This is a genomic window from Atopomonas hussainii, assembly GCF_900109735.1.
Lineage (GTDB): Bacteria > Pseudomonadota > Gammaproteobacteria > Pseudomonadales > Pseudomonadaceae > Atopomonas > Atopomonas hussainii.
The window spans coordinates 48,605-67,449 of the sequence record NZ_FOAS01000016.1; the positions used below are offsets into that span (position 1 = coordinate 48,605).

An 18,845-nucleotide genomic window follows, 5' to 3' on the forward strand; every position below is an offset into this window, starting at 1 on the left:
ACAGCAACACTATTGCTGAACCAATAACGTGGGGCTACGGCGGGTTAGCCACAACTCAACTCGGCGATTCGCCGAGCGGCCTTCGGCGCTGTCGTTGCTGTGCCGTGGCTGCGCTTCACCAAAGGCCTGCAGACCGACTTTGCTGCGCGCGCCAGCCAGATAGAACAGCGCAGCAATCGCCTTGGCACGCTCTTCACTCAACTGGCGATTCAGCGCTACCGAGCCGCTGGAGTCGGTATGGCTATGGATTTGCAACGTGCTATCCGGGTCGTCTTGAACCAGCTTCGCCACACGGCCCAACGGGCCCAAAGTGACCGGCAACAGCATGACGCGCTCACGCTTGAACGACTCATCCACCGGGGCGGTGACCACTAAGTGCTCGCCACGCCGCTCTAAGGTCATACGGCTGCCGGCTAACGCCTCGCGCAGCTGTGCTTCGCGGCTGTCTAACCAGGCATTGAGCTGCGCTTGCTGCTGCGCGGCCAACGCTTCTGCCGTGGGCTGTTGCGGCTTTTCTGCCGGCACCCAAGCGCAGCCTGCCGAGGTTAATAACGCCACGCCAATCAGCCAATTTTTCATCGCAAAACCTAAACGAATCAGTCAGTTAAAACGCCGCGCAGTGTACGCAAGCGGCGCCTTGAGCACCACTTACAAACAGCCCGCCACAGCCTTAGCCAAGCGCTGCGCACGCGGGTCCATCAACACATAAGGGCCCATCAAGTTGGTCACAAAACCAAACGCCACTTGCCGCTCTGGATCAGCAAAGCCCAGCGAGCCACCAGCCCCCGGATGCCCAAACGCCTGCGGCCCCATGCCGAAGGTGGCGTTGGCAATCGGCTGGTCCAACATAAAACCCAAGCCGAAGCGGGTGTCCGTCAGCAGGGTGTGGTCTTCGCCTTGGCTGTGCTCGCGGGTGGCCTCAGTCAGCAGTTCTGCCGGCAGCAACTGCCCAGCCAACAAGCCCTGATAAAACCCGGCCAAGCTACGCGCATGCCCTTGACCATTGGCGGCGGGCTGCTGCATGCGCCGCCACTGCGGCTTGTTGGTGCTGGTCATCAGCGACGGCGGGTTAGTGAAGGCCAAGGTCGACAGATGCTTGGGCTGGGTAAAGGTCACACTTAAAAGACGCCGCGCCGCCTCATCGCCCATATCGCCTTTGCCACGACTCAGGTGTGCCACGCGGGCATCCTCCTGCTCAGGCAAACCTAAAAAGAAGTCCAGCCCCAAGGGCGCTGCACTGCGCGCCACCACGCTGTCGCCCACGCTACGGCCATCCACCCGGCGCAGTAATTCACCGGTCAGCCAGCCATAGGTAATCGGCGCATAGCCATGCGTTTGTCCAGCCGGCCAGGCGGGAGCTTGCGCGGCGATGGCGGCGGTCATGGTTGGCCAGTCGAATAAATCATCCGCCTGCAGTGCAGTCGTTAAGGCGGTAACGCCGGCTTGATGGCTCAGCACATGGCGCAAGGTAATCGCCTGCTTGCCGGCTTGGGCAAACTCCGGCCAATACTCGGCAATCGGCGTGTCGAGTTGCAGCTTGCCTTCGGCCACCAATTGCAGCAGCGCCACGGCGGCAAACGGCTTAGTGCAGGAGAACAAGTTGACCAGCGTGTCGCGCTGCCACGGCTGACGATTGTCTTTGTCGCGCACGCCGCCCCACAGGTCGAGCACGGTCGTCCCGCCCACCTGCACACACAGCGCTAAACCGCGCGCCTGCGGTGCATCCAGCAGCGCGGCAAACTCATCAGCCACCGCTTGAAACTGCGGATCGCAATAGCCCTGCACACTCATCAAAAGCCCCCTGTAATTTTTTCTGCAGTTTGCCACGTTTGCGCGGCCAAGCCGCAAAACGCCAACTATGCTCAAAGAAAACAACAACACCACTGACCTTGGAGTTGCACCATGACCCTGGATGAGCTGTTTAACAAGATTCACGACCTGCCAACCATTCCAAAGGTGGTGCAGGAGCTCATACAAATGTTTGATGACCCCAACACTGATCTCGACAAAATCGGCGCCAAAATCAGCCTTGAGCAAGTCATCAGTGCGAAGGTATTGCGCTTAGCCAATTCACCGCGTTTTCGTGGCTCACAAGAAATCACTTCGGTGAGCGATGCCTGCAGCCGCTTGGGCATGGGCACCATTCGCACTTTGGTGATGGCCTCTGCCGTGACCGGCGCGTTTAAAACCGGCCCCAGCTTCGACATCAAAGCCTTCTGGCTGCAGAGCTTTCAGGTCGGCACCGTGGCGCGTTTAGTCGCCAAACAGATGAAGCAAAACAGCGAAACGGCGTTCACCTGCGGCATGCTGCACGACATTGGCGAATTGCTCATTCAAGTTGCGCTGCCGGATGTTGCCGAGTCGATCAATAAAGCCGCCGGCGGCACCGAGGAAGGCCGTCGCGAGCAAGAAAACCTGCAACTGGGCTTTAGCTTTACCCATGTAGGCGCCGAGCTGGCCAAACGCTGGAAGTTCCCCAAAGCCATGCAAGAGGCCATTGAGTTCCAGTTCCGCCACCGTGAAGCCCCCGAAGGCAATGCCATGCCGAAGGTCTTAGCCATTGCCAACCAAGTGCAGCGCACGGTCGTGGCCAATGGTGTGACCCCGCAGGCACAGGCCATGCTGAAAGACTTGCCGGTAATGCAAGAGCTGGACTTGGACAAGCTGTTTGCCGACTTGCCCGCAGCCCTAGAGGCCGACAAAGCGTTTGCCGAAATGCTCGCCTAACCAAGGCCCGCCGCAGCGCACTGCCGACTCAGTGTCGGCAGCGTTGTTGCTGGCTTAGCTAATCTGCCGTCGAAAAGGCGGCAAGCTATTCAGAATCGCCTTACCGTAACGCTTGCTGACAATCCGCCGGTCGAGCAAGGTGATGGTGCCTTGGTCTTGCTCGCTACGCAGTAAGCGGCCACAGGCCTGCACCAACTTTAGCGAGGCATCCGGCACGGCGATTTCCATAAATGGATTGCCACCGCGCGCTTCAATCCACTCGGCCAACGCGGCCTCCACCGGGTCGTCGGGCACCGAGAACGGCAATTTAGCGATCACCACGTGCTCGCAATACGCACCGGGCAAATCCACTCCTTCGGCAAAGCTGGCCAAGCCAAACAGCACACTGGGCTCGCCGTCATCGACTCGCGCCTTGTGCCGATTTAGGGTTTCTTGCTTGGACAAATTGCCCTGAATCAGCACCCGCTTGCGCCAGTCACGCTCAAGCCCATCGAACACTTCCTGCATCTGCCGGCGCGAGGCAAACAGCACTAAGCTGCCGCGCGCATCGGCCAGTAAGTCAGGTAAGAGTTTGATGATTTCCCGGCTATGCGCCTGTGCATCGGTCGGTTCACAGCTCATCGCCGGCACGCTGAGCACACCGGCTTCGGCGTGATTAAACGGGCTGGGCACCACACAAGTGCTGCTACTGCGCGGCAAACCGGCGCGCTGATTAAAGCGGTCGAAACGCCCCAGCGCAGTGAGGGTGGCCGAGGTGACCACCGCCCCGTAGGCACGCAACCATAAGTGTTGGCGCAAGGTTTCAGCGGCCAGAATCGGGCTGGCATGCACTTCGATATCAAACAGCGCGCCGCTTTCCGCTAGGCTCAGCCAGCGCGCCGTGGGCGGCGCTTCGGCGGCGTCTTCACTGGTAAAGCTGGTCCACAGCGACCAGTTCGCCTCGGCGCGGCCCTGCAAGCTGCCAAACAGCGGATACCACTGTTCCGCTTGCTGGGCGCTGATGCCGATCGGCTCGCCTTCCATGCCATCTTTGAGCAGGTCGTTGATGCGCGTGAGCTGGTCGTTCAGGCGTGAGAAGCCTTTCTTCAGCTCAACGCCCATCTCGCGCAAATCTTCAGGAATCACCCCGCCCGCAAAGCGGTGCCTTGGTCGCTCTCGGCCTTGTTCGTCTTCACCTAAGTGAAACTCGGCCAGCGCCTCGCAAGCGGTGAACATAAATTGCTGCTGGCTTTTGATCTCGCGCGCCAGCTCCGGCAGCGGCTCGATCAAGCGGCCCAAATCGCCGGGCAACGGGTTCTGCCCCAGCAACTTGGTTAAGTTACGCGCCAGCTGCTCCAGCCAGTCGGCGGTGCTGCGCAGGCGCGTGCTGTAGGCGAAGTGGTTGATCGCCTTGTCCGGCAGGTGATGGCCTTCGTCGAAGATATACAGGGTTTGCGCCGGGTCCGGCAGTATGGCGCCGCCGCCTAAGGCTAAGTCAGCCAGCACTAAGTCGTGGTTGGTGACAATCACGTCGCTCTGGCTCATGCCTTCGCGCGCCTTGTAGAAGGCGCACTGCTGGAAGTTTGGGCAATAACGGGTGGTGCATTGAGTGTGGTCGGTGGTCAGCTGGCTCCACTGCTCGTCTTCGATCACCTCGGGCCAACTGTCGCGGTCGCCATTCCAGCGGTTGCCAGCCAGCTTGTCGATCATCTGCTGATACAGCGCCAGCGAGCCTTCGTCGACTTCAATGCGAAAGCCTTCGTCGGCAAATAATTGCGCCGTCGAGGCATTGGCTTGACCCTCTTGCAGCAAGGCATCGAGCTTGGACAAACACAAATAGCGACCACGCCCTTTGGCCAAGGCGAAGGAGAACTTCAGTTGCGCGTGACGGGCGATATCCGGCAGGTCTTTGTTAACGATTTGCTCTTGCAGAGCCACGGTGGCGGTGGCGATCACCAGTTTCTTGCCGGTGGCTTTGGCAATCGGTAGTGCGGCCAAACAGTAGGCCACGGTTTTGCCGGTGCCGGTGCCTGCCTCTACGGCGCATACGGCCGGCTCGCCAACACGTTTATCTTCATCATCGACGCGGATATTGCCCAAGGTGCGCGCCACCTCGGCAATCATCAAACGCTGGCCGTAACGCGGCTTGAGTTCGCGATTATCGAGAAAGGTGCGGTAGGCGTCTTGAATCTGCGCTTTGAGCTGGTCGGTGAGCATGGCTGTCCTCGGCAAGCAAGCATAATACCCCAGCACGCGCCGTAAGCCTTGCGGCTAACTAATCAACGGCCTGCGCGGCGCTGGCTTGACGAATGATTTGTACCCGCCCGGCGCTGCCATCCACGCCCGGCTGCCCAGCGCTGCCGGCGCGCCCTGCGCGCCCGGCCGGCTTGCCGTACACACCGCAAAATTTCACTTTGCCACCGCGCCCACCAGCGCCGGGCAAGCCGCCTTCTCCACCGGCGCCGCCTTGCAGCTGCACTTGCAGCGCGCTTTCTGCCACGTTCTCTGGCAGATAAACAATCACCTCGCCGCCATTACCGCCGTTGCCGCCGTTGCCGCCATTACCACCGTTTTGCCCGTGAGTAGCCGAACGAAACCAGCAATTGCCGCGATAACCATTGGCACCCTGCTCGCCGGCGACACCTTGGCCGCCTTCGCCGCCGCGCGCGTCGATGATCAAGCCTTGGCCTTCGAGCTTATCCAGATAAATCACCAAGGGCCGCGCCGTTTGGCCGGGCTCGCCGTTTTCCCCAGCGCGGCCACTGCCATCAATCACGCTACCGGCGGCGACAAAGGCTTCTTTGACGTGCAGCTCAAAGCGCTCATTACCCGGCGGCAGTTTTAAGCGCGCTTGCTCGGCCAGCAGCAGGCGGCCTACTTCTAACGCCTGCATGCCGCGCGGCACCACTAAGCGCTCGCCAGCATCCACTTCGAGGTAATCCAGCTGTAAACGCCCTTCGCTCTGCCCCAAACGGTAGACCGGGAAGTCCGCCAGCACGCTAGTCGCCACGGCCCATTGAGCCACTATCGCAACGACCATTACCCCCCAACGCATAACGCATCCCCTAAAAAATAAATGGCGGCCAAGCTGCTTAGCCGGCCGCCAAGTTTACCGCAAAGGCTTTACTGGCAGCGTGCCAGCGCCCGATCAATTATCCACAAACAGCTCAACGCGGCGGTTCAATGCCCGACCTTCGCGCGTGGCGTTGTCGGCAATCGGCCGGGTTTCACCATAGCCCACAGGGCTGATCTGCTCATCGTTGACGCCTTGGCTGACCAGATAATCATGCGCAGCTTGCGCACGACGCTCCGACAGGCCTTGGTTGTAGCTGTCAGCACCCACGCTATCGGTGTGGCCACCGACGGTGATCACCGCATTGGGGAACTGCTTCAGGCGCAGTGCCACTTCATTGAGGCGCATTTTCGCGCCCTCGGTGAGCACGGCGGAGTCAAAGGCGAACAGCAGTTCATCGACATCACTGAGCACGATGGTTTCATCTGCGACCACCATCTCAACCACTTCTTCAACCACCACCGGGCAGCCGACTTCATCGACCTGCGTGCCCATCGGGGTATCCGGGCACTGGTCGCGGCTATCCAGCACGCCATCGCCGTCACTGTCTTTATCGCCATGCACCCAGCAATACGCCGCAGCCGTAACACCCACAGCGGCACCGACGGCGCCGGCCATGGTGCTACTTTCAATCGCACCTAATCCGGCGCCCGTGGCACCGCCAATCAGGCCGCAGATCGGCCAATCGGTACGCATCAAACCCTGACTGGAGCACCCTGCGAGCGTTACGCTCAGCGCCAGCACTCCGGCAATTTTCATCGTTGACATAATGTCGCCTCCTTCATGGCGATGTTCCGTTGGCATGTCACGACCTAGTAAAGTAGATAAATAGCCCCCTTGCCGAACAATCTGCCTTTGGAATGCCCATGACGGCCTCGTTGCAACAAGCCCTTCTCACCCGCATCGCCCAGCAGCGCCCAGCGCGCTTGTTGTGGCTCGGCCAGATCAGTGCAGACGCCCAAGCCTGGCTGGCCAAGGCCCTGCCCGAATGCCAACTCACCCTCAGCGAGACCCTGCCAGAAGCGCAGCGTTTTGATCTGTGTGTGATTGATGGCCCGCTAGAAACGCTGCCGCGTAAAGAAGGCCAAGCACTGATTGGCCAAGTGCGCAACTTATTCAGCAGCCAGCTGTTGATTGCCCTGCGCCCCAACGTGCAGCAATGGCAAGAAACCGATCTGTACGCACAAGCCGTGCAGCTGGATGAGCGCTTAGTAGAAGATGAGCAGCCCGCTTGGTTGGCCAGCTTTAACCTGTTGGCCTATAAGCCGGCGCCGGATTGGCTGAATGCACGCTTTTGGGCCAACCCAGAAATGTTCGATAAATTCCGATGGTAAGCCGCGAGCACTGCCCATGCGGCCAGCCCGAGAGCTTTGCCAACTGCTGCGAGGCGGTGCAGAAGCAAGGCGCACAGCATGTCGAAGCGCTGATGCGCTCGCGTTACAGCGCCTATGTGTTGGGGCAGATTGACTACCTGATCGCCACCACACTACCAGCGCAGCAGAGCGGGCTCGACCGTGACGCCATGCAGCAGTGGAGTCAGAGCAGCCAGTGGCTGGGTTTAGACGTGCTCGGTAGCGCGCAACAAGACAGCAGCCCAGCACGCGGCTGGGTGCGCTTTAACGTGCGCTGGCAAGATGCCGAGGGTCATCAGCTGGCCCATGAAGAGTTATCGCACTTTGTGCGTGGTGGCGATCAGCGTTGGTACTTTATCGACCCCACGGTGCGCTTAAAAGCCGACCGCAACGGCGCCTGCCCCTGCGGCAGCGGCCGTAAAGTGAAGAAGTGCTGCGGCCCGTATCTGGGCTGAGGAAGCGCTGATTACTCTTCCAACTTGAGATGACTGGTATCCGGCGCCGGTGGTGCCGGCGGCGCTTTGGCTTGGCCCATATCACTGCCGACAGGCGCCAGCTGCATGCCGGATAAATCCAGCGGCGGCGGAGCGACCTCAGGCTTGGCATCACCGATATCCGCACCTAAGGGAGCTAGCGGTAAATCCGGTGCATCCACCTCACTAAACGCAGCCATGTATTCATCACGCGCGGCAACGCTTAGACGACCGCCCGATGGCTTATCACCCACCGGCTGTGCAGCGGTCGGTGCCGGGCTGACCGCTTGCACCGCTTGTGCGGCAGCAGCTGCTGGGGTTGCTGGCGGCGCCGCAGGGGCTGGCTCCGCGCCCATCAAGCTCACTTCCACCTGCGCGCCGGCACGCGCCAAGGTCTGCTGATAGCGCTTGGCGGTTTCTTCATCGAGATTATTTTTAATCACTGTACGCCGCCCCGAAAACAGCAGCGCAATCCGCTGGGCATCGGCCTGGAACAACTTGGCGAGATTGGCCTTCACCTGGGCTTCATCGGCGCCGGGTACCAATATGCCCGCAAAAGCGACTTCATACAGACTCATGCCACGCTCCCTAAAGGGTTTTCTTGCATCTTAACCGCCTGATGGATGATCTCAACCGCTTGCAGGCAAAACGCGACTTGTTACACTGCCTGCGTCTCGTAAGGAGCCAACGATGTTCTATCTGGCACAACTAATAACAAGAATAAGCCTTGTCAGCCTGCTGCTCTTGCAAGCCGGTTGTGCGCTGTTTTCTTCCAGCAGTTACCGCGACCCGGTAATCAGCCTTGAGCAGGTTGAAGTGGAAAAAGCCAACCTCTGGGAGCAACGTCTCGCCCTGACCCTACTGGTGGAAAACCCCAACAGCGTCAGCTTGCCAATCAGCAAGCTGGTGTACAGCATCGACTTAGATGGCGTGCTGCTGGCCAGCGGCGAATCGAACTCCAGCTTTACCGTGCCGGCCAATGGCCGTCGGCGGATTACCCTACCGGTACGCACCAACTTATGGCGGCACGTCAAGCGCATCGTCAAAATGCTCGAAAAACCGGATAATCCTGTGCCTTATCGTCTGCGCGGCGAAGTCAAAACAGGCATGCTGTTTGGCCAAACCCTGTCTGTTGACCGCACAGGCCAGTTGTTACCCGGCCAGTACATTCCGGACTAAGCATGTCGAACCAGCCTCACGTACACGACCACAACTGCAATCACGACCATCACGACCACGGCCATGTGCATGGCCCGCACTGCAATCACGGCCACCACGAGCCGGTACGCAACCCGCTAAAAGAAGTCGGCCGTAACGACCCTTGCCCGTGCGGCAGCGGCAGCAAGTTCAAGAAGTGCCATGGCCGTTAATGCCCTGTGGTGGCTCGCCGGCGGCCTGATCATTGTGCTGCTGGCGGGTTATGCCTTGTGGTTGTGGCGCCAAGTGTGGACCAAGCAACGCTTAGCCGAGCAAACCGCACAAGCCCGCGAGCAACGCATCAGCGGCGACTTACGTGTTTTAGCCGACTGTCTGATCAACCAACAGGTGCCCTTCGTTGAAGGCTGCATTCGCATCAAGGTCATGCTTGATCACCACCTGCCCGACGCCAGCCTGCAACCGAGCTGGCAAGTGTTTCAGCAGGTCTTTGCCGCCACCGAACACATTCCCACCCATGCCGAGTGGAAGGCGCTCAGCAAAGCCCAGCGCCGCGACTATCAGCAGCTATTTGCCGAGCTGGAGCAACAACACCGCAGCGCCGCCGAGCAAGCAGCCCGCGAACTGCTGCAGCGCCACTAATTAGACACACTGGCCTTGTTGCCAGATGAACGCCGCTTATCCAGCAACTGACCGCGCCTCATGTGCCTAACCCATTCGCTTGGGGTAGAATGCACGCCTTTTTCCGGCGCCTGCCGCCATCACGTTACCAATTAGGGGATATCCCATGTTCAGCCGTGATCTGACCCTCGCCCGTTACGATGCCGACCTGGCCGCCGCCATGGCGCAAGAAGCCCAGCGTCAGGAAGAGCATATCGAGCTGATTGCCTCGGAAAACTACACCAGCCCCGCGGTGATGGAAGCGCAAGGCAGCGTGCTGACCAACAAGTACGCCGAAGGCTACCCGCACAAGCGCTACTACGGTGGCTGCGAATACGTCGACATCGTTGAGCAACTGGCCATCGACCGCGCCAAAGAGCTGTTCGGCGCCGACTACGCCAACGTGCAGCCGCACTCCGGCAGCCAAGCTAACAGCGCCGTATTCCAAGCCCTGGTTAAGCCGGGCGACACCGTACTGGGCATGAGCCTGGCCCACGGCGGTCACCTGACCCACGGCGCCAGCGTTAACTTCTCCGGCAAGATCTACAACGCCGTGCAGTACGGTATCGACGCCGACACTGGCCTGATCAACTACGACGACGTCGAAGCACTGGCCGTTGAGCACCAGCCGAAGATGATCATCGCCGGCTTCAGCGCCTACTCGCAGGTACTGGACTTCGCCCGCTTCCGCGAAATCGCTGACAAGGTTGGCGCTTACCTGTTCGTCGACATGGCCCACGTGGCCGGTCTGGTTGCCGCTGGCGTGTACCCCAACCCAGTACCGTTTGCCGATGTGGTCACCACCACCACTCACAAAACCCTGCGCGGCCCGCGTGGCGGCCTGATTCTGGCCAAAGCCAACGAAGAGATTGAGAAGAAGCTCAACTCAGCCGTATTCCCCGGCGGCCAAGGTGGCCCGCTGATGCACGTGATTGCCGCCAAGGCCGTGTGCTTCAAAGAAGCCCTGCAGCCGGAGTTCAAAACCTACCAGCAGCAAGTGGTGAAGAACGCCCAAGCGATGGGCAAAGTGTTTATCGAACGCGGCTTTGATGTGGTGTCTGGCGGCACGCAGAACCACCTGTTCCTGCTCTCGCTGATCAAGCAAGACATCACCGGCAAAGATGCCGACGCAGCCCTGGGCCGCGCCTTCATCACCGTAAACAAGAACGCCGTGCCGAACGACCCGCGTTCACCGTTTGTAACCTCTGGCCTGCGTATCGGTACCCCAGCGGTCACCACCCGTGGTTTCGGCGAAGCCGAGTGCAGCCAGCTGGCCACGTGGATCTGCGACATCCTCGACAACATGGGCGATGAGTCTGTGGTCGACGCAGTACGCGAGAAGGTCAAAGCCGTGTGCACCAAGTTCCCGGTGTACACCGCCTAAGCACCTCGCTTAGCTCACACACAGCCCAGCCTTTGCTGGGCTGTGTTGTTTCTGGGGCGGCGTTTTTAAGCGTGGCACTTCTGCCCAATGTGCCAGTAAGCTGAGGCAAAGCCCTGCATAAGGTTCTGCCATGCGCCCCTCCGCCACGCACATCACCCTCGCCCCGCCGGTCATTTATCTGCTGTTTATCGCGTTTAATGTGTTGCTAAGCCTGCAATTACCTTGGGGCGGCGACGGGCAAAACCCGTGGCTGCGTTACCTCGGCTGGGGTTTGATCGACGCAGGCGTACTGCTGATCGCCTGGGCAGCCATCCTGATGCACCGCTTCAAAACCACCATCAACCCGTTTAAAAAACCCAGCGCACTGTTGATCGAAGGGCCGTACCGCTTTAGCCGCAACCCGATTTATCTCGGCGATACGCTGATCTTCTTAGGCATCGGCCTGCTGCTGAGCAGCTGGTGGACCGTGTTACTGCTGCCGCCACTGATAATCTGCATGAACGAAGGGGTGATTCGCCGCGAAGAAACCTTGCTCACGGGGATTTTTGCCGAACACTACACGCATTACTGCAGCCAAGTGCGCCGTTGGCTATAGTGGGTAGAAACCGCTTTGGAGAGCACCATGAGCACTGACGAACGCCGCCGCTTTGCCCGCGTACATTTCGACGCCGAGGCCGACTTGCGCCAAGGCAGCGCCCGCTGGCGTGTGCCGGTGCTGGACTTATCACTGCACGGTTTACTGCTGCAGCGCCCCGAGAGCTGGAGCGGCCAAGTCGACGAAACCTTTCAGGCCACCATCGAGCTGGGTGCCGACATCGAAGTGGTGATGGAAGTGCGCCTCGCCCGCGATGGCGACAAACACTTAGCCTTTAAGTGCGAGCACTTAGATGTCGACTCCATGAGCCATCTACGCCGCTTGCTAGAGCTCAACCTCGGCGATGCCAGCTTGCTGGAGCGCGAGCTGGCTACTTTGATCGACATTCACAGCTAAAGAACCACTGATTTAATTAAACAGCGCATCCAAAGCCTCATCGAGGCGCGTCACCTTCACCACCTCCAGCCCCTCAGGCGACTGCTTAGGGGCGTTACCGACCGGCACGATGGCGCGTTTAAAGCCATGCTTGGCGGCTTCTTTTAAGCGCTCTTGGCCGCTTGGCACGGGGCGGATTTCACCCGATAAACCGACCTCGCCAAACACCAGCAAGTCGCCTTCCAGCGGGCGATTGCGCAAGCTCGACATCACCGCTGCCAGCAGCGCCAAGTCAGCAGCCGTTTCCAGCACTTTCACCCCGCCGACCACGTTTAAGAACACGTCTTGGTCATAGGTAGCTATGCCGCCGTGGCGGTGCAGCACGGCGAGCAGCATGGCCAAACGGTTTTGATCTAAACCCAAGGTAACGCGGCGTGGATTGGCCAAGTGACTGGTATCCACCAGCGCCTGCACTTCAACCAACATAGGCCGCGAACCTTCCCACGTGGCCATCACCACGCTGCCCGGCACCGCCGATTGGGCACGATTGAGGAAGATAGCCGAAGGGTTGGAGACTTCCTTCAAGCCCTTATCGGTCATGCCGAACACGCCCAGCTCATTCACTGCGCCGAAACGATTTTTCACCGCGCGCAGCAAGCGCAAGCGGCCATCGGATTCGCCCTCGAAATACAACACGGTATCCACCATGTGCTCGAGCACGCGCGGGCCGGCCAGCGAGCCTTCTTTGGTCACGTGACCGACCAGAAACACCGCCGTACCGCTTTGCTTGGCAAAACGCACCAACAGCGCGGTGCTCTCGCGCACCTGCGCCACACCGCCGGGGGCCGACTGCAGTTGTTCGGTATAAATGGTCTGGATGGAATCGAGCACCATCACCTTAGGCCGCTCGTGGCGTGCGGTAGCCAAAATGGTCTCGATGCTGGTTTCGGTCATCACCTTGAGCTTGTCTTCGGCCAAGCCTAAGCGCCGTGCTCGCATGGCCACCTGCTGCTGCGACTCTTCGCCAGTCACGTACAGCGCCGGCACTTGCTCAGCCAGCCTGCAGAGGGTTTGCAGCAAGATGGTGGATTTGCCAATGCCGGGGTCGCCGCCGATCAGCACCACCGAGCCTTCTACCAAGCCACCGCCGAGCACACGGTCGAGCTCTGATGAGCCGCTGCCCAAGCGCGGCACTTCCACCACGCTGACCTCGGCCAAGGTCTGCACCTGCGCTTGTGCACCAGCCCAGTTATTGCTGCGCGAGGCACTGGCTGAAGCCTCCACCACAGTTTCAACCATGGTGTTCCACGCGCCGCACTCGCCGCACTGGCCCGCCCACTTGGCGAAGGTCGCACCGCATTCGTTGCAGCCGTAGAGTCGTTTCTGTTTAGCCATGTTGAGTTCCTTAACCGGGCGGGCGACGCAAAGCCTGCATGATACGCATTGCGTTGATCAGGATCAGCCCGCACCACCGCCGCGCAGCCAATACTGAGCGCCAAGCAAGCGGAGGAAGCCATGCGGGAATTAGTCTTTGTGCACCTTTTAGGCGCCAGCGTCTGGGTTGGCGGGCATCTGTTATTGCTGCTACGCGTATTCCCCAAGGCTTGGCAAAGCCGCGATGTGGCGGCGATTCGCGCCTTTGAGCAAAGCTATGAAAAACTCGGCATTCCCGCCCTACTGCTGCAAATCATCAGCGGCTTGTGGCTGGCCAGCTTATGGCTGCCACCGGCGCAGTGGCTGGGTGACTCGCCATTTGCCGCACTGATCCGCATGAAGCTGGCCTGCCTATTAGCCACCGCGCTGCTTGGCGCGCATGCTCGCCTACGCCTGATCCCCCGCCTAAACCCCGACAACCTTGGCTGGCTAGGCGTGCATATCGCTGCCATCACCCTAGTTAGCCTTGGGTTTGTCTGGGCCGGCTTGAGCTTCCGCGTGAGTTAACTCAACGCCTCCTATGGCTAGGGCCGATACAGCATCGCCTTAGCAATCTGCTCGGCCTTCTCGGCGCCACATAAGCGCGCCACCACCGCCAAGGCAAACGCCATCGCCGTGGCGGGGCCTTGGCTGGTGATGCACGGGCCGTCTTCCACCACGGGCTGATCGACATAGGCGCAATCGCTTAAACGTTCAGCAAAGCTGGGGTAGCAAGTCACTTGCCTGCTCTTAAGCACGCCAAAGCGCTGTAAGGCCAACGCCGGTGCCGCGCAGATAGCGCCGAACAGTTCGCCACGCGCGGCTTGTGCCTGCACCACAGCGGCCAACTCGTCGGAATCGGCCAAATGCTCAGCGCCCGGTAAGCCGCCGGGCAACAGCACCGCTGTAAAACTTTGCGCTTTTATCTCGGCCAGCATGGCATCGGCAGTCAGGCGCGTGCCGCGCGCACAGGTCAGCTGCCGCTTAGGGCCAACACTGGCTACGCACACGTCAAGCTCGGCGCGGCGCAGCACGTCGATTAGGGTCACGGTTTCGATGTCTTCAATGCCGTCGGCCACGGCCACTAATACCTGTTGTGTCATGCGCTATTCCTCCATTGATCGGCCGAGTGTGAACCGCCACGGGGAAAAATTCACCCCACCGCAGGCAAGTGGTAAGCTGCGCGGTTTTCCGGGCAGGCCAGCGTTAAGTTGCCGACACAGACAACCGCGCACGCCACGCACCCTGCGGCCCGAATCATTCTTGGGGATCAAGCAATGCTGGAAAGACTGTTCCAACTCAGCGCACACCAAACCACCGTGCGCACCGAAGTGCTGGCAGGGGTCACCACCTTCCTGACCATGGGCTACATCCTGTTCGTAAACCCCAACATGCTGGCTGATACCGGCATGGACCAAGGCGCGGTATTCGTCGCCACCTGCTTGGCCGCCGCCTTGGGCTCACTGATCATGGGTCTGATGGCCAACTACCCGATTGCGCTGGCACCGGGCATGGGCCTGAACGCCTTCTTCACCTACACCGTTGTCGGCCAATTTGGGCACTCATGGCAAGTGGCCTTGGGCGCGGTGTTTATCTCCGGTGCGCTGTTCTTTTTATTGTCGATTTTTAAAGTGCGCGAGTGGATCATCAACAGCATCCCGATGGCTTTGCGCTCGGCGATTGCCGCAGGCATTGGCCTGTTCTTGGCGCTGATTGCACTGAAAAACGCCGGCATCGTCGTCGATCATCCGGCCACCCTGGTTACCTTGGGCGACATGACCCAAGCTGGCCCGCTGCTCGCCACCTTAGGCTTCGTGATCATCGTGGCACTGGCACACCGCCAAGTGACCGGCGCGGTAATGATCGGTATCTTGATCATCACTGGCTTGTCCATCGCCCTTGGCCAGTCGAGCATCGACGGCGTGTTCTCTGCCCCGCCAAGCCTGATGCCCACCCTGCTGGAGCTGGACATCGCCGGCGCGCTGGATATCGGCCTAATCAGCGTGATCTTCGCCTTCTTGTTCGTCGATTTGTTCGACACCTCCGGCACCCTGATCGGCGTGGCGCAAAAAGCCAAGCTGGTGGATGAAACCGGCAAGATGCCTAAGCTCGGCCGCGCGCTGCTGGCCGACAGCACCGCCACCATGGCCGGTGCGGCGATGGGTACTTCGACCACCACTAGCTATATCGAATCTGCCGCAGGCATCAGCGCCGGTGGCCGTACTGGCTTGACCGCCTGCGTAGTAGCCGCCCTGTTCCTCGCCTGCTTGTTTATCTCCCCGCTGGCGGGTGCTGTACCGGCTTACGCCACCGCACCGGCGCTATTCTTCGTGGCCGTGCTGATGGCCGGCGGCCTGACCCAAGTGCATTGGGATGACATCACCGACGCCGCGCCAGTGGTCGTCACCGCGCTGGCCATGCCGCTGACCTTCTCGATCGCCAACGGTATCGCCTTCGGCTTTATCACTTGGTGTGCGGTCAAGCTGCTCGCCGGTCGTTACAAAGACTTGAATCCAGCCCTGTTGGTGCTGGGTGGTTTGTTCATCGTTAAGTTGGGTTTCTTCGCCTAATGAGTGCTCCTGCGTTTAACCCCGCCGCTTACACCGCGCAGCTGGCCGACAAAGCCAACCGCCTGCGTGAGCTGCTGGCCCCATTTGCCGCCCCAGAACTGGAAATTTTCGACTCCCCGCGCGAGTACTATCGCTTGCGCGCCGAGTTCCGCCTGTGGCGCGAAGACGGCCAACGCCACTACGCCATGTTCGACGGCGATAAACGCACGCCAGTGTTCATTGAAGAATTCCCCATCGCCAGCCAACGCATCAACGCGCTGATGCCGCGCTTAAAAGCCGCGTGGCAGGCCAGCGATGCGTTGTCGTTCAAGCTGTTTCAGGTGGAGTTTTTAACCACCTTGGCCGGCGATGCACTGATCACCCTGTGCTATCACCGCCCGCTGGATGACGCGTGGCACGCCGCCGCCAGCGCCTTGGCTGCGGAGCTGAACGTCAGCCTGATCGGCCGTGCGCGCGGTCAGCGCGTGGTGATTGGCCGCGACTACGCCGAAGAAACCCTGACAGTGGCTGGCCGCAGCTTTCGCTATCGCCAGCCCGAGGGCGCTTTCACCCAGCCCAACGGCGAGGTCTGCCAGAAGATGCTCAACTGGGCCTATGAGGTGATGGGCGAGCGCGACGACGACCTGCTCGAGCTGTACTGCGGCAACGGTAACTTCACCCTGCCGCTGGCCAGCCGCGCACGTCGCGCATTGGCCACCGAAATCAGCAAAAGCTCGGTGAATGCCGCGCTGCATAACTTGGCCGACAACGGCATTAGCAACACCACGCTGGTACGCTTGTCTGCCGAAGAACTGACCCAAGCGCTGAATGGCGTGCGCCCGTTCCGCCGCTTAGCCGGTGTGGATTTGCCCAGCTATGAGTTCGGCACCGTATTCGTCGACCCGCCGCGCGCCGGCATGGACGACGACACCTGCCGCTTGGTGCAGCGCTTCCCGCGCATTCTGTATATCTCTTGCAACCCGGAGACACTGGCGCAGAACCTTGCCCTGCTCAGCGAAACCCATCAGGTGACGCGCGCAGCCTTGTTCGACCAGTTCCCCTATACCCACCATATGGAAAGCGGCGTACTGCTCGAGCGGCGCTGATTAATCGTGAGTTGGGGCGACAAGCGCGCCCCGATCCACTAGGGTGGAGCCAAAACAAGAGGCTTCACCATGCCAACACTCCAGCGTCTGCTTGCCGTCCTATTCACTGCTGTGCTACTTAGCGCCTGCGGCAGTGCCGAGAAAACCGATCAACTGCTACCCACCCTGCAAGGCCCCGAGCGCTGGCATGACCTGCGCACCTTCAGCCTTGAGCCGGTGCGCGCCAAAGGCCATCGCCTCGACTTAGAGCCCAGCGTTAACCAAGCCCTGCGCAAAGCGCTAGAAGCCAAAGGCTATCGCTATCAAGCCGATAACGCCGACATCCGCGTGCTATATGCCTTTGGCCTAAGCGCCCAAGCCGCCATCAACCAGCGCCCAGTCGTCAGCAGCCAAGGCACCTACACCCGCACCGAGATCAACCAAGAGCAACATGCCCGGCTAGCCCTGCGCTTAACCGACACGCAAGACAACATCCTGCTCGACGTCGCCGGCAGCCGCACCCTGCAACACCCCGACCTGTCACAACAGGCTTTTGACCAAGCCGCCAAGCGCCTGTTTAATGAGGTACCCCGCGCCACACCCTGAGCCTGCCCATGCGCCCACTAACCGCCGCCCTGCTCTTATTACCCTTCTTGCTCGGCGGCTGTGCGCAACAGCCCAGCTCAGAAAGCCCCAGCGCTGCCCAAGCACCGGCGAAAACCTACCGCATTGAGGCCGTGCTCACCCGCGGCCACCAGCAATCGCAAGAGCACTTGCTAGAACCCGCCTTGCACCGCGCCATGCAAGCCAAAGGCTATGTCGCCCTGCCTCCACAGCAACAAGCTGACTTGCTACTGCGCTACAGCGCCGAGCTACGCAATAAAACCCTGAAGAAAGTCGTCTTAAAACAAGACGCCCACGGCAACCTTTACGAAGAGCTAGTCGCCGTGCCAGAGCAAGTCGGCGAGCTCATGCTGAATATTGAAGACACTCGCGATAACCAAGGGGTGTTTAGTGTGCAACTGCGCAATGACATCAAGCCCTCGGCGCAGGATACGCAAAGTCGTTATAACGGCTTTGCAGAGCGGATTTTGCGGGGGTTTCCGGAGTATCGATCGCAGTAAAGCCCCCATAAAGCCTGACAACGAAACCTCACAAGATTTAATACAACTTCATATAACCCCGAATAAACAGAGGAACAAACACTGATCAAAATCGTTCTATGAGCGCACTGCGGTACTGACCAGAGCAGCCTACCGACCAAACGTTAGGAACCAACAATGGCCCACGACAAAAATATCTCCCCTGTCGACTGGTACGTAGCGTCATATTTAATTCGCTTTACGGAGATAAACGATCCTAACAATGAAGACCCAGAAGAAATGTTCATCTCTTGGGAAAACACGATCATTGTCAGAGCCACGAATCTAGACGAGGCTTACGACAAAGCCATAAAAATCGCGCTTGAAACAACGGAGCCATATCTTGGCGGCCCTGATGCAACACCTGTTCAATGGGTTTTTGAAGGTATCACTGAGTTACTTCCAATCTATGAAGAGCTCGACGATGGCGCCGAAATCATGTGGGCAAAGTACCGCCCCAGAAAGCTTAAAAACTTGCAAAAGCAGGTACGTAAACGCAATGAGTTTCGACAGTAACAAAAACTGAGCAGACTTATTTTTCAGCTAAGGAAACGCTGATTTATTCCTCAGCAGCTCTCTTGGCTGGCACAATCGCGGGAAGCCCATCGCCTGAGTCAGCCGCATGCAAAAAACCTTTTCCGAAGCCGAATATGCCGGCAAGAAAAAGCTGACACGCCGCGATCGATTTCTCAGCGATCTTGAGCAGCTCACGCCTTGGACCTTGCTTGAAGCTCAGATTGCCCCCTTCTATGCAGACAACACGGGCAAGCGTGGGCGTCCCAGCATTGGTTTGCCACGCATGCTTCGCTTGTACGTTGTGCAGCAGTGCTTTGGTCTTTCGGACGAAGGCACAGAAGATGCGGTTTACGACAGTCAGGCTATT

Annotated in this window: 24 protein-coding genes; 16 read left to right on the plus strand and 8 right to left on the minus strand. The window is 59.6% G+C overall.

What is annotated here, in order from left to right; translation table 11 throughout:
• Positions 1-9 precede the first annotated feature (9 nt).
• Both BMX80_RS15190 and BMX80_RS15195 read right to left on the minus strand, forming a co-directional pair.
• A complete protein-coding gene (locus tag BMX80_RS15190) occupies positions 10-579 on the minus strand; it encodes an OmpA family protein (protein WP_074870125.1) in 570 nt (189 codons plus the stop codon).
• A 69-nt stretch (positions 580-648) separates the two neighbouring features.
• Positions 649-1,791: a serine hydrolase domain-containing protein gene (locus BMX80_RS15195; RefSeq protein WP_074870128.1), complete on the minus strand. Its 1,143-nt coding sequence runs from the start codon at positions 1,789-1,791 to the stop codon at positions 649-651.
• Positions 1,792-1,902: 111 nt separating this feature from the next.
• On the opposite strand from BMX80_RS15195, the gene BMX80_RS15200 reads away from it, so the two are divergent.
• Positions 1,903-2,727: an HDOD domain-containing protein gene (locus BMX80_RS15200; protein WP_074870131.1), complete on the plus strand. Its 825-nt coding sequence runs from the start codon at positions 1,903-1,905 to the stop codon at positions 2,725-2,727.
• A gap of 54 nt (positions 2,728-2,781) precedes the next feature.
• Here BMX80_RS15200 and dinG read toward each other — a convergent pair whose 3' ends face one another.
• The 3 genes from dinG to BMX80_RS15215 all read right to left on the minus strand — a co-directional run bounded on the left by dinG (position 2,782) and on the right by BMX80_RS15215 (position 6,547).
• Positions 2,782-4,923 (minus strand): ATP-dependent DNA helicase DinG, encoded by a 2,142-nt coding sequence (gene dinG / locus BMX80_RS15205; protein WP_074870133.1) that lies wholly within the window; start codon positions 4,921-4,923, stop codon positions 2,782-2,784.
• Between the two features lie 58 nt (positions 4,924-4,981).
• Positions 4,982-5,761 (minus strand): hypothetical protein, encoded by a 780-nt coding sequence (locus tag BMX80_RS15210; protein ID WP_139214167.1) that lies wholly within the window; start codon positions 5,759-5,761, stop codon positions 4,982-4,984.
• Positions 5,762-5,854: 93 nt separating this feature from the next.
• Complete coding sequence (locus BMX80_RS15215) at positions 5,855-6,547, minus strand: PA1041 family peptidoglycan-binding anchor lipoprotein (protein ID WP_074870138.1); 693 nt, start codon at positions 6,545-6,547, stop codon at positions 5,855-5,857.
• A gap of 98 nt (positions 6,548-6,645) precedes the next feature.
• Between BMX80_RS15215 and BMX80_RS15220 the strand changes: the two genes are divergently transcribed.
• Positions 6,646-7,113, plus strand: coding sequence for a DUF6231 family protein (locus BMX80_RS15220; protein WP_074870141.1), 468 nt, complete (start codon positions 6,646-6,648; stop codon positions 7,111-7,113).
• Positions 7,107-7,586: a YchJ family protein gene (locus BMX80_RS15225; protein ID WP_083394347.1), complete on the plus strand. Its 480-nt coding sequence runs from the start codon at positions 7,107-7,109 to the stop codon at positions 7,584-7,586. Before BMX80_RS15220 ends, BMX80_RS15225 begins: the two co-directional genes overlap by 7 nt.
• A gap of 11 nt (positions 7,587-7,597) precedes the next feature.
• Here the strand turns inward: BMX80_RS15225 and BMX80_RS15230 are convergent, their stop codons facing one another.
• Positions 7,598-8,182, minus strand: a complete 585-nt coding sequence (locus BMX80_RS15230) for a hypothetical protein (RefSeq protein WP_074870148.1) — start codon at positions 8,180-8,182, stop codon at positions 7,598-7,600.
• Between the two features lie 112 nt (positions 8,183-8,294).
• Here BMX80_RS15230 and BMX80_RS15235 point away from each other — a divergent pair, with 112 nt between their 5' ends.
• The 6 genes from BMX80_RS15235 (at position 8,295) to BMX80_RS15260 (ending at position 11,794) form a co-directional block, all read left to right on the plus strand.
• Positions 8,295-8,783: an LEA/WHy family protein gene (locus BMX80_RS15235; protein ID WP_074870151.1), complete on the plus strand. Its 489-nt coding sequence runs from the start codon at positions 8,295-8,297 to the stop codon at positions 8,781-8,783.
• Positions 8,784-8,785: 2 nt separating this feature from the next.
• A complete protein-coding gene (locus BMX80_RS15240) occupies positions 8,786-8,974 on the plus strand; it encodes an SEC-C metal-binding domain-containing protein (RefSeq protein WP_074870154.1) in 189 nt (62 codons plus the stop codon).
• Positions 8,964-9,401 carry a DUF2489 domain-containing protein gene (locus BMX80_RS15245; protein WP_074870157.1) on the plus strand — a complete coding sequence of 146 codons (438 nt, stop codon included), beginning with the start codon at positions 8,964-8,966 and terminating at the stop codon, positions 9,399-9,401. Before BMX80_RS15240 ends, BMX80_RS15245 begins: the two co-directional genes overlap by 11 nt.
• Before the next feature lie 145 nt (positions 9,402-9,546).
• The gene (gene glyA, locus BMX80_RS15250; RefSeq protein WP_074870158.1) at positions 9,547-10,803 is read left to right on the plus strand and encodes a serine hydroxymethyltransferase; all 1,257 of its coding nucleotides are present in this window, start codon (positions 9,547-9,549) and stop codon (positions 10,801-10,803) included.
• Positions 10,804-10,933: 130 nt separating this feature from the next.
• The gene (locus tag BMX80_RS15255; protein ID WP_074870161.1) at positions 10,934-11,398 is read left to right on the plus strand and encodes a methyltransferase family protein; all 465 of its coding nucleotides are present in this window, start codon (positions 10,934-10,936) and stop codon (positions 11,396-11,398) included.
• Positions 11,399-11,425: 27 nt separating this feature from the next.
• Positions 11,426-11,794, plus strand: coding sequence for a PilZ domain-containing protein (locus BMX80_RS15260; protein WP_074870164.1), 369 nt, complete (start codon positions 11,426-11,428; stop codon positions 11,792-11,794).
• Between the two features lie 12 nt (positions 11,795-11,806).
• Here the strand turns inward: BMX80_RS15260 and radA are convergent, their stop codons facing one another.
• Entirely contained in the window at positions 11,807-13,168 is a 1,362-nt protein-coding gene (gene radA / locus BMX80_RS15265; protein WP_074870166.1) for a DNA repair protein RadA, read from the minus strand.
• A gap of 120 nt (positions 13,169-13,288) precedes the next feature.
• Here radA and BMX80_RS15270 point away from each other — a divergent pair, with 120 nt between their 5' ends.
• Positions 13,289-13,714, plus strand: coding sequence for a CopD family protein (locus BMX80_RS15270; RefSeq protein ID WP_074870169.1), 426 nt, complete (start codon positions 13,289-13,291; stop codon positions 13,712-13,714).
• A gap of 17 nt (positions 13,715-13,731) precedes the next feature.
• On the opposite strand, the gene BMX80_RS15275 is transcribed toward BMX80_RS15270, so the two are convergent.
• The gene (locus BMX80_RS15275; RefSeq protein WP_074870171.1) at positions 13,732-14,289 is read right to left on the minus strand and encodes a DJ-1 family glyoxalase III; all 558 of its coding nucleotides are present in this window, start codon (positions 14,287-14,289) and stop codon (positions 13,732-13,734) included.
• Between the two features lie 174 nt (positions 14,290-14,463).
• Here BMX80_RS15275 and BMX80_RS15280 point away from each other — a divergent pair, with 174 nt between their 5' ends.
• The 6 genes from BMX80_RS15280 to BMX80_RS15305 all read left to right on the plus strand — a co-directional run.
• Positions 14,464-15,756, plus strand: coding sequence for an NCS2 family permease (locus BMX80_RS15280; RefSeq protein ID WP_074870172.1), 1,293 nt, complete (start codon positions 14,464-14,466; stop codon positions 15,754-15,756).
• Positions 15,756-16,841 (plus strand): tRNA (uridine(54)-C5)-methyltransferase TrmA, encoded by a 1,086-nt coding sequence (gene trmA / locus BMX80_RS15285; RefSeq protein WP_074870175.1) that lies wholly within the window; start codon positions 15,756-15,758, stop codon positions 16,839-16,841. The genes BMX80_RS15280 and trmA overlap by 1 nt, the downstream gene beginning before the upstream one ends.
• Positions 16,842-16,910: 69 nt before the next feature.
• Complete coding sequence (locus BMX80_RS15290) at positions 16,911-17,426, plus strand: DUF4136 domain-containing protein (protein WP_074870179.1); 516 nt, start codon at positions 16,911-16,913, stop codon at positions 17,424-17,426.
• An 8-nt stretch (positions 17,427-17,434) separates the two neighbouring features.
• Complete coding sequence (locus BMX80_RS15295) at positions 17,435-17,944, plus strand: DUF4136 domain-containing protein (RefSeq protein ID WP_074870182.1); 510 nt, start codon at positions 17,435-17,437, stop codon at positions 17,942-17,944.
• 156 nt (positions 17,945-18,100) lie between these two features.
• Positions 18,101-18,478, plus strand: a complete 378-nt coding sequence (locus BMX80_RS15300; protein WP_074870186.1) for a DUF4288 domain-containing protein — start codon at positions 18,101-18,103, stop codon at positions 18,476-18,478.
• A gap of 106 nt (positions 18,479-18,584) precedes the next feature.
• Positions 18,585-18,845, plus strand: a 261-nt coding sequence (locus BMX80_RS15305; protein ID WP_139214169.1) for a transposase, incomplete at its 3' end; no start/stop codon positions are given.